Raw genomic sequence first — 16,563 nt, 5'->3', positions numbered from 1 at the left:
GCCGCCGTTAAAGCACCACCTCCTTTGCAGCGGCGGCTTGCTGCTTTAGGATTTTTTCATGCTTCTCCGTCAGCTTTGCATGAGTGATGATGTCATGGACAAGCTGGGTGTGGTTCATCTTATCCAGACGGAGAGCCAGCTTTAATGTAGGTGCTACCTGATGGGAGAGCCAGTGCAGGGTGCGTTCAAAGGAATAAGGTTCCGGTTTCGTTGTCAGTTTCAGGCTTCCCCTGTGTTCCCCCATAAACCACGCCCATTCCTCATTGATACGCCAGTCCGAACGGGGCTTCGTATCGTCCCTGTCTACGAACCGGACATAGCGGTTGATGATTTGAAAAGCTGTCCGTTCTGGATTGTCATGTTCTAACAGGTCACGGATGGCGTAAAAGGCACGCTCATTTTTCAGCCGGATTTCAAAGCGGTTCTTTACCTCTGCGTCCTCAATAGGGATGTCATGTTTCTTGTACTGCTCATAGTCCTTTTCGTAAATGCAGAAGTACACTTCACTTTGGAGGGAGCCGATATACAGGGTGTTCCCCATACATTCTTTTTCCTCACGCCGTACCAGTTCGCCGCTGCGGTAGTTTTTGAAGCTGCGAAAGACCGAGATACATTCCTCATTCCGGCACTTCTCCGTCAGATGGGGAATGTTCAGGATTCCCGTCTTATCATTGATGGCGAGGTCAAGCCGTTTCATTACGCCGTCCTCCATGAGAACATCCATGAAAAATTCATACCAGCTCCGTTCCTGTGCCAGCAGATAGCTTTCAAACTGGCGGCAGCCACGCCCTTTCAGTTCCAGCAGCACCCCTTTTTCCAGTTCCGGCGATACCAGAACGAAAATGTCCCCCAGATAGTAATGCTCCGTGTAAGAGTAGAAGCCGTAGTCTTCATGGATAAAGTAGGGGAGTTTTAGCCGCAGTACGTCTTCCACGATATGCTTCACATCCATAGTGGGAAAGCGAATCCGCACATAGTCAAAGAGCATTTCTAGGGGAGCATCTGGATTGAAGCGTTCCAGAGCTTCCGAGATGGATTCCTGCAATGCTTCGGATGGGTGAGCCTTGCCTGTTTCAATGTCGCTTAGGTACGGACGGGTGATTCCGGTAGCTAGGGCAAGTTTCTGTTGTGAGATACCGTAAGCTGCCCGTTTCTCCCTGATGTGCCGTACCCATGTTTCTTCATTCAGTGAAAATTCCTCCTGTCTAAAAAAGCGTATGTCAACTTTCAAAGCCTTGCTGACACACGCCGGATATGGGAAAATCCCTTGTGTACTGTGGGATTCTGCCCTGTTGCTTGGTTGTTGCCTGTCGATTTGTACCCCTCTGTTAGATACGAGGGGTTCCTGCTGGCGTGCCTTGCGGCACACCAGCTACAGCAGGTCAGTCCGTTTCTGCGGCTTTCGCTTCGCACGCCGCCTGCACTCCCTGCCTGCTGTCTGTCAGCCTTTTTATTTCTTTGAGGAAATCGTGTCCTTTTGGCACTAGGGGCGTGTAAAACTCTGAAATAACGCTGGTTCCCACATCCACATAGCCACGCCCCTTTATCTGCTTTAGGAAGAAGTCCTTTGTGGTTTCCCCGAACATCATCCCGTAGCCCATTTCCGACATCCGCCCCAGAGCCACACGGAAATTGAACTGGTCACGAATCCCGTCCCCCAGATACTTTGCGTCCGGACGCTGGCAGGCAAGAATCAGGAAGAAGCCAGCCTGTCGTCCAAGCATAACGATTTGTTTTAACTTGTTGAGGACAGCAGCGTTTTCCTTTGTGCCGAGCATTTCCATAAATGCCACATATTCATCAAAGATAAGGAAATTTGCCGGAAGCCCCAAGTAAGCATAGTTTTCCCCTGTCCGGTAATTCTCCATGAGCTTCATGTCTTCGCTGCGTTTCATCATTTCCTCATAGAAACGGTCAATGCAGGCGAGCATATCTTCCTTTTTGTAGTACACATCCGGCATAACCGCCTTTAAATCCGCAAGGTCGGCGTTCTTTGGGTCTAACACGGACAGGACAGCGTTAGTGCGGAGCAGGGCTTCAATGAGGGTTAGGATGAAGTAGGTCTTTCCGCTGCCGGTTCCTCCGGCAATGAGCATATGGGGGAGCTTGTCATATTCCCACCAGACATTTTCCATGAGCCGGAGCCTGCCGTCCTTTGTCTGTACGTCTTCAATGGAGATACGGTTGGCAACGGTATCATAGAGCAGGGTGTACTCCACATAGGAATCCTTTAGTTCCTTATCCGTCAGCTCACAGTACAAGCCGCTTTCCAGCTTTCTCTCCAAGTTTAAGAGCTGTTCCTGATATTTCCCCAAGGTGATTTCTACACGGATATGGAGCAATCCTTGTTTCATCCGGTAGTAGATTTTGGGAAAGTAAGTGATGGTTTCTTTGGAACGGCTGGAAGACAAGTCCTTGAAAAAAGCGTCTTCCTTTCTCTGTTCCGATTCATACCACTTGTTTTCCAACACCATTCTTGCCAGCTTTTGACGGTGGATGAGCTGCTTTACCTCATCCCTGCGGTATCGCCAGAGTAGAAGAACCGCTGCAAAACACACCAGCCCTGCCACGCCCATGCTGAATAACAGGTAAGGGATATTTACATCCTGTACTATCTGGGAAAGGGACACTTCCTGCCAGTTGGTTCCGGCAATTTGCCGGATATGAAACAGCAGGATAACCAGCAGGAAGATAGGGAACAGGGCAGCAAGGGCAGTATGGAACACAAGGTCTTTATCCGTGGGACGGATACGTTTTCCACGGGGGAAAAGCTGCTTCATGGGAACAATCCTCCTTTCGCTTTCTTCTTATGTTCCTATTATTTTACAGGGGGAGAGTCTTTCTTCGGCGGCTGCGGATTCATGGCAGCCCCTTTTTTCAGGACAATATCATCCGCCTTGATGTACCAGTCCACCTCTGCCCCCTGAAAGGTAGCCGTTGCCACGGTATCTGCCACAGGATGGATGATTTCCACCTCTGCATTGTAAGCAAATTCCTTTAATGGCACGCTGGCAGGAATGGAAACCTGAATCATACGCCCCTGTCCTCTGGATTTTAGGTCATAGGTACGCTCCTTGATTTCTTCTGATACCGAGCCGTCTTCATTCTGGAGGTGAACCTCACGGCGAAGGGCAGAAAACTTCAATGCCCCGAATGTTGCTTCCTTGTCAATCACGATTCCGTTTGCTAATCTCATAGTCTGATGTCCTCCTTTTCCTTACGCTTTTACCATATCGTCAGCGTGCAAAATGTAGTTGGTAAATCCCCTTGTGCCGATTTTATATCCCTCTGCGGTGATACGGGGATTGACCAGCTTCACATGTTCCTCAAAATCAAAATGTTTCTCTCCGGCTTCGGCAGGGAGAATAACCACAATATCATCCGCCCTTTGTATGTCTGAATACAGATTGAAGCTGCGGGAGAGTACCACCATGCGTCCGTTGATTCTTCTCTGCTCTGTTTTGTCTTCTCCGGCAAATTCCAAGTTGCCGAATGTCTTTTCCATGTTGGGGATAACGAATTTTAATTCCATATAGATGTACCTGTCCTTTCTGAATGTGGTGTCTGATGGTTGGTTTCGGGTGCTGGTCTGGAAACGGAGGGGAACGCTCCGGCGGTGGTGATTTCTTCGTAGTATCACATCCTAGTATAATAATGGTGTAGTCAATCAAGACTACTTGGTTAATAAGTTTCTATAAATCAGATAACAGAAGAAGGGATTCCTCCTTCATCAGATGTTATCCATAATAATTATCATGTCTGACGGTTCCTGATAGACACTAGATAAAACATAAGGTATTATCTCTTAGGATAGGACAAAGAATGTTCGCCTCCTTGGGAAGTCACTTCTGTGACTGATACCTACAAGAAAGTCAATTAGTCCATTCGACAGGGTTTTATGTTTTAGCTGGTTGGGAGCCGGAAGGCAATACCCGAATAACGCGCTAGGTTGTGTACCTGCCAGATTGGAAATGGATTCCTATCAGAAAGGAGCTATCGCTCATGTCAAACAAAGTTATTTTTAATCTTGATGAATTATTCATCTCTGTTGGTATTGATGTCGGTGCTGACTTCTCATGGATGTCTATCGCACTTCCAAACCAACAATTCGTAGGAAAACCTTACAAAATCCTGCATAACAGTATTGATTCCCTTACAACCGCTGTTTCTAAAATAAAAGAAGCAGAAGAGTTGTATTCTTTGGAAAGTCGCATTTTCCTCGAATCCACGGGAATTTATCATTACCCACTCTTCTGCTATCTTCGTGATAAGGGTTTTAACTGCTCCGTTATTAATCCTATCATCACTAAGAATAGCACAAACATCAACATCCGAAAAGTGCATAATGATCGTTTTGATTCAAAAAAAGCTGCTTTGGTTGGCTTGAAACCGGATTTAAAGGTTTCACTTATGCCATCAGATCTTGCCCTAAACTGCCGTAACCTATGCCGTGAATACTACGATTTAATGGATAATCGCAGTGCCTATGTGAATAAGCTTCAGGGTGAATTACGCATGGCGTTTCCACAGTATCTTGGCATCTTTTCCAAGGTTACTATCAACACTTCTCTTACATTGTTAGAAACTTATACCTCTCCATCAGCTTTTCTTGAAGCAGACAAGCAAGAGATTATTGATATCATCAAATCAACAGCTCGCTTTGGGCTTACATATGCTCAGAATAAGTATAATGCCATCATTCAGGCGGCAACTGATGCAAATCAGTTTGGCTACATCATAGAAAGCAACATCAAGCGTATCCGTCTTTATATCAGCTTCATACGTAAATATGATGAAGAAATCAACGATATTCTTGAATCGCTTCATAAGCTTGTTGATTCAAATGAAGATACTAAATTTGTCAAACAGGTTCATTTGATTGAAACATTCAAAGGTGCTGGTTTCTTGTCTGCTGCAACCATCATGGGCGAAATTGGTGACTTTTCTGCTTTTTCAAAACCAAAACAGCTTTTCGCTTATTTTGGTCTTGATCCTGCTGTGAAACAATCCGGCAAATTTGAAGGCACCAAGGTTCAAATGTCTAAGCGTGGTTCTTCTATTGCCAGACGTGTGATTCACACATTATCCTTGCAAAGTATCAGTATTTCCCGTAATGGAAAAGCTAAAAATCCAGTTCTTCGTGAATACTATCTCCAGAAATGTGATTCAAAACCAAAGCTCGTAGCAATGGGAGCCGTTTCACATAAAGTATGCAACATGATATTTGCAATACTAAGAGACAACAAACCTTTTGAAATCATCACTCCACAAGAGCACATCAAACAATACAATGCTGCTAAATGCGATATAGCTGCATAAAATACTGTAAATCCAACGAATCAATCTCTTGCAAAAGAACGATATATTCACCAAGGGGGCAGCCTACCCTTTTTTTAAGAAAATTTTTTTCCATTTTCTATTGACATTTATTAGCTGGACTTTCTGGTTTTAGGGTAAAAAAATAGACGCTCAGTTTTGAACGCCTTTGTGGAATGGTAGAAATATTTACGGTGATTGCAAATAGTATTTTTCCATGTTATCATAATTGTAGATTAAGCGGTAAACGATAGGAGTGATGTGTTTTGAATAATATTAAAGATTACAGGGAAAATGAATTAAAACAATATGTAATTGCAACATCATTGCTATTTTTACTTCTTCATGGATTTATAGATTTTTCCAATCCACAAAATATTGATTATATAAAAGGAATTGTTTCTTTTATAGGAACTTCAATATTAACATCTGTAATATATATCTTTACGCTTGTTATTGATGGAGTTATGGATGATAAATTGAAAAATGTAATAGTCAATTTATGTTTGATGAAGCTGCCAGGGGAATATATATTTACCGAGATAAAAGCTAAGAATAAGGATATTCGCTTTACAACGGAGGAAGCATTACAAAGATTTTCAGCTATATATAGTAATATACCTACAAATGCTAGGGAAAAAAGAATTTATGAAAATAGCCAATGGTATAAAATATATAGTAAATATAGAGAAAAACCGGTAATCTTTATATCAAATAGAAATTACTTACTTATGAGAGATATGTATATATCTACGTTTGTTATACTAATGTTGTATATAATGGCAAGTTTTTTGCTGAAATGGTTTTCTATAGAAACTTCGTATATAGTGTATCTACTAACTGTTTTAATATTGACCAACATAGCAACACATATTAAAGCAAAACGCTTTGCCTATAATGTAATAGCTCTTGAGATAGCTGATAAAAGGGAGGAAAAATAAATGAGTATTATTAAGTCTATATCAGTTGGCAATGGTGATATGTTCTATATTAAACATGGAAGTAGTAATTTTACTATTATTGATTGCAATATGGATGATACAAATAGACAAAAAATAACTGATGAAATCATATCCGAATCAAGTGATAAGGATATAACCCGTTTTATATCTACTCATCCTGATGAAGACCATATTCACGGTTTAAAGTACCTAGATGATAAAATCGGAATCCTTAACTTTTACTGTGTAAAAAATGAAGCGACTAAATCTGATGAAACAGATGATTTTAAAAAATATTGTGAATTAAGAGATTCTGATAAAAAGGCTTTCTATATTTATGAAGGATGTTCACGACGTTGGATGAACCAAAATGATGAAGAAAAGAAATATGGTTCATCAGGAATAAATATCTTATGGCCTATTACTGATAATGAGGATTATAAGGCTGAATTGCTTAATGCTAAGGAGGGGAAAAGTCCTAATAATATTTCTCCTATCATCAAGTATTCGTTAAGTAATGGTGTGACAGTTTTATGGTTTGGAGATTTGGAAAATTCTTTTATGGAGAAAATAAAGGATACTGTCGAGTTACCAAAGGCCGATATAATATTTGCACCACATCATGGAAGAAGTAGTGGTAAAATACCTAAAGAATGGATGGAGAGTATTAGTCCTAAAATTGTAATTATAGGAGAAGCCCCATCGGAAAAAATCAACTATTTATCTAACTATAATACTATTACCCAAAATACAGCTGGCGATATAATACTAGATTGCGAATCCGGTATTGTAGATATATATGTGTCTAATGAAAATTATTCTGTAAAATTCCTTAAAAATAATAAAAAATCAAATGCTTATGGGGCTACATATATCGGAACACTAAATGTATAAGTAGTATTGTCTATTTTATAAGGCTAAAAATAGACGCTCATTTCTGAACGTCTATAAAGGAAAGATATTGAGGTCTTGTTGGTTTATCTTATAAATCTGAATGTACTTCGATTGCATTTTTATTGCATTTTTTAATTTTTTTCATATAGATTTTAGTGGTTGATAGTTCCTGAAAATGCCTTAAAATCAATGATTTTCACTTATATAGCATACTGTCTGTCTGGAGTTTGAATAGTAACACAACCCCGCAAACCCTTGTAAAATAAGGGCTTGCGGGGATTTTTTTTTGCCCTTTGACCCAACATTGACCCAAATTTGCCATAATATATATTTGAAATACTCTTGAAAAATAAAATAAATTATGGTAATTATAAAACAGAAACATATATACACAGAGGGAGGAGGAATTTTGAAAATGCTTTTTGAATCGAAAGTGATTCCTTCGGCGAAATTAAAAATAAATGGAAAAATAAAAAAGGCGATAGATGCGTATAGCGAAAAGAAGGTTCCTATGAGAGTTATGCTGACAGATTTTTTGGCGGTAAAATCGAAGACTGAGGAGTTGGCGGCAGCAGACAATCCATGGGCATATTTTTATAAAGGTATACAGGGACATGAAATCGAGAGTGGGGTTTCCCATGAAGAGACATTGTTTCGGTTTTCGGCGATGACGTTAAAAGACCAGAAGCCATCAGATGTGATTAATGCTGCCTTTTATTCGAACAGGACAAGAAACGATTCTGATTTTGAATTGGGATATTTCCTTCCTCTTTTTCTTGCCAATATTGATCAGAAGGACAGGATGCTTGTTGTGAATCCGTCGCCAGATATTATTTGCCGAATGGAAGAAAGTAGTCATGGTGAAGAAAAATTTTATGCGGTTTCGGATCCAACGGTTGCTGGTCTTTATCGACTTCAGTTTCCAGAGTCAGAATTTTTAACATTTGACCAGATGAATACAATCGATGATATTGATGCGGTATGTATCACAAACAGAGATCAAAAGATGGAGAAAGCACAGAGCTTACTGAATTTCCTGTCAGGCTGCAAGAAAAGTACAAAGATAATGGGTCTGGTTCCTTGTGCTTGGCTTGATAATCCTAACAGTGGTGTATATACAAGAATGAATGAAACTGGAATGACGATAAAGCAGTTACTAATTGTAGATTCAAAGGTGACCGTATCTACACCTAGAAAGAAAATGATTCTGGTATTGGAAAAGGGGAAAGCGGAGAACATAAAAATCTATGATTCAAGCTATGATGAAGCAGCAAGGCAGTTTTCAGTTTCTGATAAGGACATTTCTATTAATGCTGATACTTACTTGAAGACCGATAAGACAATTCTTTCATGTTTGAAATCTGATAAGAAAAATGTAGAAGATAAGAAGTCTCAATATAATAAGGCAGAAGAATATAAATTCTCAGAGGAAATTTCACTTTTTTATAAAATCTATTCTGGTAGAAAAAATAAGTATGCTGGTGTGGCATATTATAGAGAAATTGAAAATATGAATCTGAAAACATGGGGGCGAAAGTTGTCTGCAGACATAGAAAAAGGATTGCGGGCAGATACAAGGGAAGACGTTCTTTTCGAACTTGAACGGACAGTATTCAATGATGAAATTTATCCCATTATTCGGAATGATTTAAAAGAAAAAAATATTATAGAAAAGCAAGGCATCACGTTGAAATCCTTATGGTTTTATTTCTGGAACTACCTTTCGGATTTGAAAAAATACAATCATGAATATAGTTCAGAGCTTTTTAAACGAGTTGAAATTGCTGATATTATGCCTAGGTTGCAAAATGAAAATCAAATAATGAAAGCCATATCGATTGGGTTTGGTGTTGAATCGGAGAACGTTCCATACGCTGCTGTTGAGCAAATCGACTTAGTCCTTCAATTAGCTGTGAAACGAGGAATCCTTGTTTGTGATCCACTTGAAGTATATGTGTCAGAATATACGAATCGAGCGACAGAAAGGCAGCAGGATGTTAGAAATGCATTAGTCAAAAAACATTTTACGGCTGTTGAAGAAGAAAAAATAATGAATGTAATTCTTAAGAAACAAACAATGGATGGTAAGTGCCTGGCATGCATACACAAGAGTCTTCTTCTTGCAGTGGGAATCAGGCTTTTTACTGGAATGGCGATTCGTGAGGTAGCGGCACTCAAATGGAAGGATTTTAAGGAGATTAAAGGTGCTGAGGGTTATCAATTTGTGATTACAAAATTTGTTGATTCGAAAGGTAAACTGAAGTCTCATTCAGAGCGAGAAAATTGGAAGAGATTTCGAATCGTTCCTTCTGCGAAAATATTATCATGCTTGCTGCTTGAAAGAAAAAAATATCTGATAGGTAAAGGAATTGATAAGGGATACTTGATGGACTGTCCGATTATTCTTGAAAATGAATGTATTTCAGATATGAAAAAAGGAAAAGAAATGAATCACTGCAGACCAGGAAAAATTAGTAGTATCAGTAATGAATTGATTCAAGTGGCAGGTATTCCCAAAAACGAGATTATTTTGCCAGATGAAAGAGGAGAGTTGATTACGGATTTGAATCGATACCATGGAGATATATTTTTGTCCAATTTCCGCCATAAGGCAAATCACGTTGCATATCTGACGATCGGTGAAATAAATTACATGATTGGAATTGATGCACCGGATACGTTTTCACGTCATTATTGTGATTATTCAAATGATTTTCTGCAAAAAGCCATTATCCAGAAACTTAGAAGGTGGGAATATGGTTATGAGAACATGGCTACGGAGGTTAAGTATAGGAATCCAAGTGTTGGTTCAGTAAGTGGATCAGGAATACTTGAAGTTGGACCATTTTCGGAAGGGGTAGCTTCAGTGGATATTCTCATAAAAAATGATAACTCCTCAATTACAAAAGTCTCTGTCATTAGTACTCATGGTATTAAAGTAAACAAAACAGTATATTGAGGTGATGTAATGATAAAGATACAAATTGATGATAGTTGGATTAGGGAAATATATAAGGATGGATTAAAGGAATTAACTTTCTGTGGAGCCCTTGAATATCGTTACAGGCATGTAGCAAAAAACTGGAATACGGATACTCGTAAAAAGCATGAAAGGGAATATAATAATATTATTCTTCCGGCATTGAAGAATCACAATGATAAAAGTATCAGAGAATATATTAGGGAGGATTATGAAAATGCTATTGAAATAATTAAAGAGAATGGGTATGTGAAGGATGGAGTCAAAAGACAATATTCTGAAAGCTCAATCAATAATTTTCAAAATTTAATCTATTATGTTGTCTTTCAGGCATCAGTATATGGATTATGCGATAATGTTCTATGGGGGACGAAGTTTGTGCTGGATGTGCCCAATGAAGCGGATGAAGTAGAAGAGCGAGTGATATTAAAAAAATCTCTTTCTATTGACCAAGAGAAGCTTTTGGCAAAGGAAGTAATGTCAGATCCGTCTGAAGATGGTGCGATTGTGGCACTCCTACTTATGTGGGGATTGGGCCTTAGAAACGCAGAAGCATGTGGTTTGAATTACGGTGATATAAAACAGTTAGACGGGCATCCAGATTGTTATGGCGCGTGGATATATAAAACCACAAAGATCAAATCGAATGAACTGCAGTCAGGCGGTAAAACCTATAATACTGGACGCATAGTTCCAGTGCCTGGTAAAATTTTGGAGTTCCTTGATGCAAGAAAGAAACTTTTATATGCAGTAATGAAAACGCAGAATCAAGATATGCTCAATATAGATGAATTACCTATATGCTCGAAAGGTTGGATTGGCTTTGAATCTATGGAGTATTTTGAGAGATGTAGAGCAGACCAAGTAAGTATAACTGTACATGATATATTTGAAAATGCGGGGATAACCTCAAAGCAGATTGCATTTCTTGATGAGGAGTTATTTGAAGGAAATACATCAGCAATTTTGAAGGAAAAAGATCCGACAGCTTACTTATTACGGCGAAATTTTGCAACACAAATGTGTATATTGGGATTAAACAATTCAGAGATGCAATATCTTATAGGACATGATGTGGAAGATGCGTACGAGTCTAGAAGTGAATATGTGGATAGCGAACGAATATATGGTATGTGGTTAAAATTGAGGCAAAGAGAATTATTAAATGATAGACTCACTGATTATAATAAGGCTGAAGTATATATAAGGGAGAAGGAAACGGTGAAAATAAATATCTCTGCGATAGAACCAGCAGAAGGTATTAGTGTTAGGATTAGCACTGAGGAGAGTGCCTCGGTAAACACGTATTGGTGTGAAGAAGTTATGCAGCATACGGTTAGCCGGACTGTTAACATATTAGAGAATTACCATAAACGATATGAGAGTATGGGAAAAAGCTTGTAAATAAGATTCTTCTATGATAATGAAGGGCAAAAAGTTCTTTGCCAGAGTTTTTTGCCCTTGTGTTATATATAACAGGTGTAAGATGGCATATCAAGAGCAGGTAGATATAATCAGTGATCGGCTGGAAGCAAATAAAGTTGTTTGGCGTTAGTATATACGGCTTGGTACATCCCCCCACATTTGTTGCAATAATCATCCAATGCTGGATTGCAAGATTCGCGACATCTTGGCGTCAAAATGTGAGCCCAACTATCACTGGCGATTAATACATATTGTGCATCATAGTATTTTTGGAATTTTGTGCGGCCATTTGCATCGGAAGCGAAGGTCCCAAATTTGTCTCGGATACTCTTAAAAACTTTAATATCTGTAAAAAGTAGTCGAAAACGCACTGAGAAATTGCCTGTATATAAGGTAAAAAGGATAGATTGGGTTGTACTGTCGGCATAACTGTATCGTGCGTACACAATACGAGAGCCCAAAGTAAAATCGGGTTGTGCAAAGAGTGCTTCAGCATATTTGTAAGTTATTATAAAATCTGAGATGCGATGTGAGCCTTGCACATCTTCTGCCTTTAGATGATCTACGCCTGCTTCTGCAATCTGTTTCAAAGATGAAAATCGTACCAAGGCAAAATCATCATCTATGGATGGTGTCTTGGTCGGACTGCCGGACTCAATGCCGTCAGGATCTTTTGGGGTTGTTTTTTTGGGACGGGGAGTAACATGACATAAGGACATAATAAATTGCTCAGGATCCAAATCTGCGAAAGTGTGTTCTTTGCCTTTTGATTCAATGGTGATACAAGTGGGGTTTGTATGCATGTGTTTTGGATTACGTGCAAAAAACCGTTTCCCGGTCTTTGAGATGACAAGATGCATGGGGCATCCACAAAATGGGCATGAGTAAGGGACACCGCTTATTGCTTGCGATGCAGCAGTATAGACATTGTTTATGTCGTAGGCATAAGCAAGGCTTGCTCTTCCTTCCTCTTTTATTTCGCTTACCTTTATTTCCATATAATCATCCTTTCTTGATCGCTTGAATTATCTTTGGTGTTTGTGGATCCATATCCATGGTTTCTTTGATTATACGACTAATAAAAGCATTCATGGATTCGCCGTGGGCATCGGCATATGCACTTATTTTTGCACGATCTCCCAGAGGAACTCGGATTTGGATAATGTCAAATTTCGCTCGATAGGTATTTGTGGCTTTCTTCGAAATATCATTATAAGCCATAGAAATCCTCCGTAAAAGATTTAGTATTCTATGTATTCTATTATAAGAGATCCCAGTGTTTTATGCAATCAAAATCGAAAAAATATACATGTATATTTCTAATTGACATATACATGTATATTTGATATAGTATGGATAACAACAAAAACAGAAAATAAAAAATACAGTAGTACACAGGAGCGCCAACTCCTGTGCACCTAGCAGGTGATACCAGCACCTACCAGCGGAAAAATCCGCACTGCGTTGTAATTATATCTTTATATTCTATTTTTTTCAAGAGTATTTAAAAATATCTTTACATCCAGCGCATTGAGAAAGCGTCTAACATTCTGCCGTGTAGATTAAAAACCTGCACGGTATTTTTGTTTTCACCACAAGACAAAGGAGAAAAACATATGTTAGAAAAAAACTTTTTAAATGCAGCTGATGTATCTGAGTATATGAATATTTCAATTCCCATGGCTTATAAGATTATTCGTAAACTGAATGATGAACTGAAATCCCAGGGTTTTCTGACGGTGTCTGGACGAGTGAATCGCAATTACTTTGAACATAAAGTAAATGGTTTTTCCATTGCGTAAGGGGGAAATCATATGCCAGCTTATAAAGACAAAAAGGGGAATTCCTGGTACGCGAAATTCAATTATAAAAACTGGAAAGGGGAAACAAAATTCACGACCAAACGTGGGTTTCCAACAAAGCGGGCGGCCGTAGAATATGAGCGGGAATTCAAGCTTCACATTGCCGGGGATCTGGATATGAACTTTGAGGAATTTGTAAAATTATACCGGGAAGATCTGTATCCAAGAATCCGGGTGAGTACTGCAGCTACAAAGGATCATATTATCAATACAAAACTTATTCCTTATTTTAAAAATTTCAAAGTTACTGAAATTAAAGCAAAAGACATTGTGAAATGGCAGAATGAGCTTTTAAGCTACCGAAATCCGGAGACTGGAAAACCTTACATGAAAACATATCTGAAAACGGTTCACAATCAGATGAATGCGATCATGAATTTTGCGGTCAAATATTATGATTTGAAAGACAATCCGGTTGAAAAGGCGGGAAGTATTGGAATCAGTAATGCAGAAGAAATGAAATTCTGGGTACTTGATGAATATTTGCAGTTTTCCGAAGCAATGATGGAAGAGCCGTTCTTTTATTATTGTTTTGAGGTTCTGTACTGGTGCGGGCTGCGAGAAGGTGAACTTTTGGCTCTTACTTATGATGATTTTGATTTTGTGAACAAAACAATATCCATTACGAAAACCTACCAGATCGTAAATAAAGAAGAAGTTATTGGTCCGACGAAAACTCCAAAAGGAACCCGTGTGATTCGGATGCCAGATAAACTCTGCGAAGAGATGAAGGACTATTTTGAAATGTGCTATGATTCAGACAATTCACGTGCATTTCCAACATCCAAAAGTGTTCTCACCAGAGCCATGGAACGTGGTGCCAAGCGAGCTGGGGTAAAGAGAATCCGGATTCATGATCTTCGTCATTCTCATATTTCGTTGTTGATTAATCTTGGATTCAGTGCGGTCGATATTGCGAAACGCGTTGGACATGAGAGTATTACTATTACACTTCGCTATGCACATATGTTCCCGTCTGCTCAGGATAAAATGATGAATAAACTGAATGATCTTATTAAGGAAGAAACGGAGGAATAATATGTCAGCAAAAAACAGAGACAGACAGGGAAGGTGGCGTGCAAAAACAGTTGCATTCCATGTGTCGGAAGAAGAAAACATGGCGATTGATGAAGCGGTAGCATTAACTGGTATGACAAAACAGGACTATATCATTGCAAAACTGACTAATCGGGATGTAGTGGTAGTTGGAAATCCGCGAGTTTTCAAGGCATTGAAAACAAAGATGGAAGGCATTTATAATGAACTGCTTCGTATCAATTTTGCGGGAGAGGTAAATGAGCAGTTACTGGATTCTATTAATTTGGTTGCGAAGATATATGCAGGTATGATTGAGAATGGAAAAGGAGATGAAGTATAGATGGTCCTTACAAATGGTCAGTTGTCTGCACTGCAGCTGTTTTGCTCCGGGGAGAATCTTCTTCTCCTTGGAGATTCAGGAACCGGAAAGTCGACTTTGATATCTGCATTTGTTCAGCAGGCTGAACAAAGTGGGAAGAGAGTAGCAAAAACAGCATCTACGGGGATTGCTGCACAGTTGATTGGTGGAAGAACGATACATAGTCTTCTTCGAGCTTATCCAGGAGTTAGAAACGAAAAAATAGATTATAAAGAGAAAGCAAAAAATTTAGATGATGTGGATGTTCTCATTATTGATGAAATCAGTATGCTGGGACAATTCTTTGTTCAGTATCTTCATAATTGTTTGAATTGCGCAAGTCATCATGTGCAGCTTGTAATGAGCGGTGATTTTTTTCAACTGCCTCCGGTTAAAGATGAATATGCTTTTTTATCTCCATATTGGAAACTGTTAAATCTGATACCTTGCATCCTTACAGAAGTAATTCGTCAAAAAGATGCAGAATTTATCCGAAATATTAATCTGTTGAAATATGGAAATGATCAGTGCATTGAGTATTTGTTGTCACACTCCAATCCGGTAAGACTAGTAGATCAGATTTCAATATGTGCAACTAAAAAAGATGCTGATTTGATCAACTATGCTGCCATGGAAAAACTAACAGGCAATCCTGTCCAGTATATTGCAGATTATGAAGGCGTGATTTCAGACGCAGACCTACAGGTTGAGACAAGCATGATTTTGAAAGTTGGAATGCGGGTTATGTCTGTGGTTAACGGTATAGGCTACAGTAATGGTTCTCTTGGAACTGTAGTCAGTTTAAATCAGTCTTATGTGGAAGTGTTATTTGATAATAATTGGAAAGTATGTTTTGGAAAACGAAATTTTACAGTGGACCGCAGAGATATACCAGGAAAGACTACAGATGTGTGGCAGATTCCCATTCGGCCAGCTTATGCAATTACCATTCACAAATCCCAGGGACAGACTTTCCAATATGTAAATATTGATGGAACAAGATGCTGGGCACCAGGCCAGCTGTATGTAGCAGTATCACGTGCCAGAAAAATCGAAGGAATTCATTTCCTTACTCCGATTAAGTATTGCAATATAAAAACGGATCCAGCAGTAATTCGGTTTTATGAGCAGCTATAGATTTACTATAAAAGGATGACTGGTATTGAAAATCAGTCATCCTTAAGAATATAAAAATCGTATTAGTATGATTACACGATGAAAAAAATAGGTTCTGCTAAATGAACCATTGTATTGATCTTTGATAAGAATTGCTTCCATTTGAATGCTAAGATTATCGTTAATTTTCTTGTGTTACATGAGATTCTTGTACGTTTTCTGCTGTATCATGCGAGACTGGTGTTGCTGGAGAACTGAGCAGGCATATCTCCATAAAATGATCGATTTTGATTTTATCAGAAGCGTCTAGCTTTTCGTATTTATTCAAAAAAGTGCTATATTTGATTTCTATGCTGTCGTCAGGAATTCCAGTTGCAAGCCACGATACTGAGACGTTGAGCAAATTTGCCGTTGCAACTACCTTATCTAAGGAGGGGGAGTTCTTATCCCATTTTCGAATTGTACTATTTCCAAACCCTAAAGTCTTTTCGATACCAGCCAAAGTCAGGCCTTTTTCGCTAGCCGCGGCTTTTATTCTGTCCACTAAACTCATAATACCTCCCAAAATATAAAAGAGCAAAAATACTCTTTTTAAATTGACAAACGGTAAATTTACTCTTATAATAAAATCAT

The 16,563-nt window shown here is 38.9% G+C and carries 16 protein-coding genes; 9 read left to right on the top strand and 7 right to left on the bottom strand.

The genetic code is table 11. The features are described 5' to 3' along the window. Positions 1 to 7 precede the first annotated feature (7 nt). The 4 genes from OGM16_00230 to OGM16_00215 form a co-directional block, all read right to left on the bottom strand. The gene (locus OGM16_00230; protein UYJ46751.1) at positions 8 to 1,231 is read right to left on the bottom strand and encodes a replication initiation factor domain-containing protein; all 1,224 of its coding nucleotides are present in this window, start codon (positions 1,229 to 1,231) and stop codon (positions 8 to 10) included. Between the two features lie 151 nt (positions 1,232 to 1,382). Next, complete coding sequence (locus tag OGM16_00225) at positions 1,383 to 2,780, bottom strand: FtsK/SpoIIIE domain-containing protein (protein UYJ46750.1); 1,398 nt, start codon at positions 2,778 to 2,780, stop codon at positions 1,383 to 1,385. Positions 2,781 to 2,818: 38 nt separating this feature from the next. Beyond that, positions 2,819 to 3,196, bottom strand: a complete 378-nt coding sequence (locus OGM16_00220) for a YdcP family protein (protein UYJ46749.1) — start codon at positions 3,194 to 3,196, stop codon at positions 2,819 to 2,821. Between the two features lie 21 nt (positions 3,197 to 3,217). Further along, positions 3,218 to 3,532: a YdcP family protein gene (locus tag OGM16_00215; GenBank protein ID UYJ46748.1), complete on the bottom strand. Its 315-nt coding sequence runs from the start codon at positions 3,530 to 3,532 to the stop codon at positions 3,218 to 3,220. 470 nt (positions 3,533 to 4,002) lie between these two features. On the opposite strand from OGM16_00215, the gene OGM16_00210 reads away from it, so the two are divergent. The 5 genes from OGM16_00210 to OGM16_00190 all read left to right on the top strand — a co-directional run bounded on the left by OGM16_00210 (position 4,003) and on the right by OGM16_00190 (position 11,535). Continuing rightward, a complete protein-coding gene (locus OGM16_00210) occupies positions 4,003 to 5,319 on the top strand; it encodes an IS110 family transposase (protein UYJ46747.1) in 1,317 nt (438 codons plus the stop codon). Between the two features lie 263 nt (positions 5,320 to 5,582). Then, a complete protein-coding gene (locus OGM16_00205) occupies positions 5,583 to 6,257 on the top strand; it encodes a hypothetical protein (GenBank protein ID UYJ46746.1) in 675 nt (224 codons plus the stop codon). Beyond that, positions 6,258 to 7,151: a hypothetical protein gene (locus tag OGM16_00200; protein ID UYJ46745.1), complete on the top strand. Its 894-nt coding sequence runs from the start codon at positions 6,258 to 6,260 to the stop codon at positions 7,149 to 7,151. A gap of 409 nt (positions 7,152 to 7,560) precedes the next feature. Further along, positions 7,561 to 10,110 carry a hypothetical protein gene (locus OGM16_00195; protein UYJ46744.1) on the top strand — a complete coding sequence of 850 codons (2,550 nt, stop codon included), beginning with the start codon at positions 7,561 to 7,563 and terminating at the stop codon, positions 10,108 to 10,110. 9 nt (positions 10,111 to 10,119) lie between these two features. After that, entirely contained in the window at positions 10,120 to 11,535 is a 1,416-nt protein-coding gene (locus tag OGM16_00190; protein UYJ46743.1) for a hypothetical protein, read from the top strand. A 110-nt stretch (positions 11,536 to 11,645) separates the two neighbouring features. Here OGM16_00190 and OGM16_00185 read toward each other — a convergent pair whose 3' ends face one another. Beyond that, complete coding sequence (locus tag OGM16_00185; protein ID UYJ46742.1) at positions 11,646 to 12,554, bottom strand: hypothetical protein; 909 nt, start codon at positions 12,552 to 12,554, stop codon at positions 11,646 to 11,648. A 4-nt stretch (positions 12,555 to 12,558) separates the two neighbouring features. Next, positions 12,559 to 12,777, bottom strand: coding sequence for a hypothetical protein (locus OGM16_00180; protein UYJ46741.1), 219 nt, complete (start codon positions 12,775 to 12,777; stop codon positions 12,559 to 12,561). Between the two features lie 395 nt (positions 12,778 to 13,172). Between OGM16_00180 and OGM16_00175 the strand changes: the two genes are divergently transcribed. From OGM16_00175 to OGM16_00160, 4 genes are read left to right on the top strand one after another with little or no spacing between them, the layout of a single operon-like run. Then, on the top strand, positions 13,173 to 13,358 hold the full coding sequence (locus tag OGM16_00175) for a LysR family transcriptional regulator (protein ID UYJ46740.1): 186 nt from the start codon (positions 13,173 to 13,175) through the stop codon (positions 13,356 to 13,358). 12 nt (positions 13,359 to 13,370) lie between these two features. After that, complete coding sequence (locus OGM16_00170) at positions 13,371 to 14,456, top strand: site-specific integrase (GenBank protein ID UYJ46739.1); 1,086 nt, start codon at positions 13,371 to 13,373, stop codon at positions 14,454 to 14,456. A gap of 1 nt (position 14,457) precedes the next feature. After that, positions 14,458 to 14,796, top strand: a complete 339-nt coding sequence (locus OGM16_00165) for a hypothetical protein (GenBank protein UYJ46738.1) — start codon at positions 14,458 to 14,460, stop codon at positions 14,794 to 14,796. After that, complete coding sequence (locus tag OGM16_00160) at positions 14,797 to 15,951, top strand: AAA family ATPase (protein ID UYJ46737.1); 1,155 nt, start codon at positions 14,797 to 14,799, stop codon at positions 15,949 to 15,951. Positions 15,952 to 16,111: 160 nt separating this feature from the next. On the opposite strand, the gene OGM16_00155 is transcribed toward OGM16_00160, so the two are convergent. Next, on the bottom strand, positions 16,112 to 16,483 hold the full coding sequence (locus OGM16_00155; protein UYJ46736.1) for a helix-turn-helix transcriptional regulator: 372 nt from the start codon (positions 16,481 to 16,483) through the stop codon (positions 16,112 to 16,114). Positions 16,484 to 16,563 lie beyond the last annotated feature (80 nt).

It is taken from the genome of Lachnospiraceae bacterium, from assembly GCA_025758065.1.
In the GTDB taxonomy this organism is placed as follows: Bacteria; Bacillota; Clostridia; order Lachnospirales; family Lachnospiraceae; genus Enterocloster.
The sequence above is the reverse complement of the archived record's forward strand: the minus strand, read 5'-3'. Positions and strand labels throughout refer to the sequence as shown.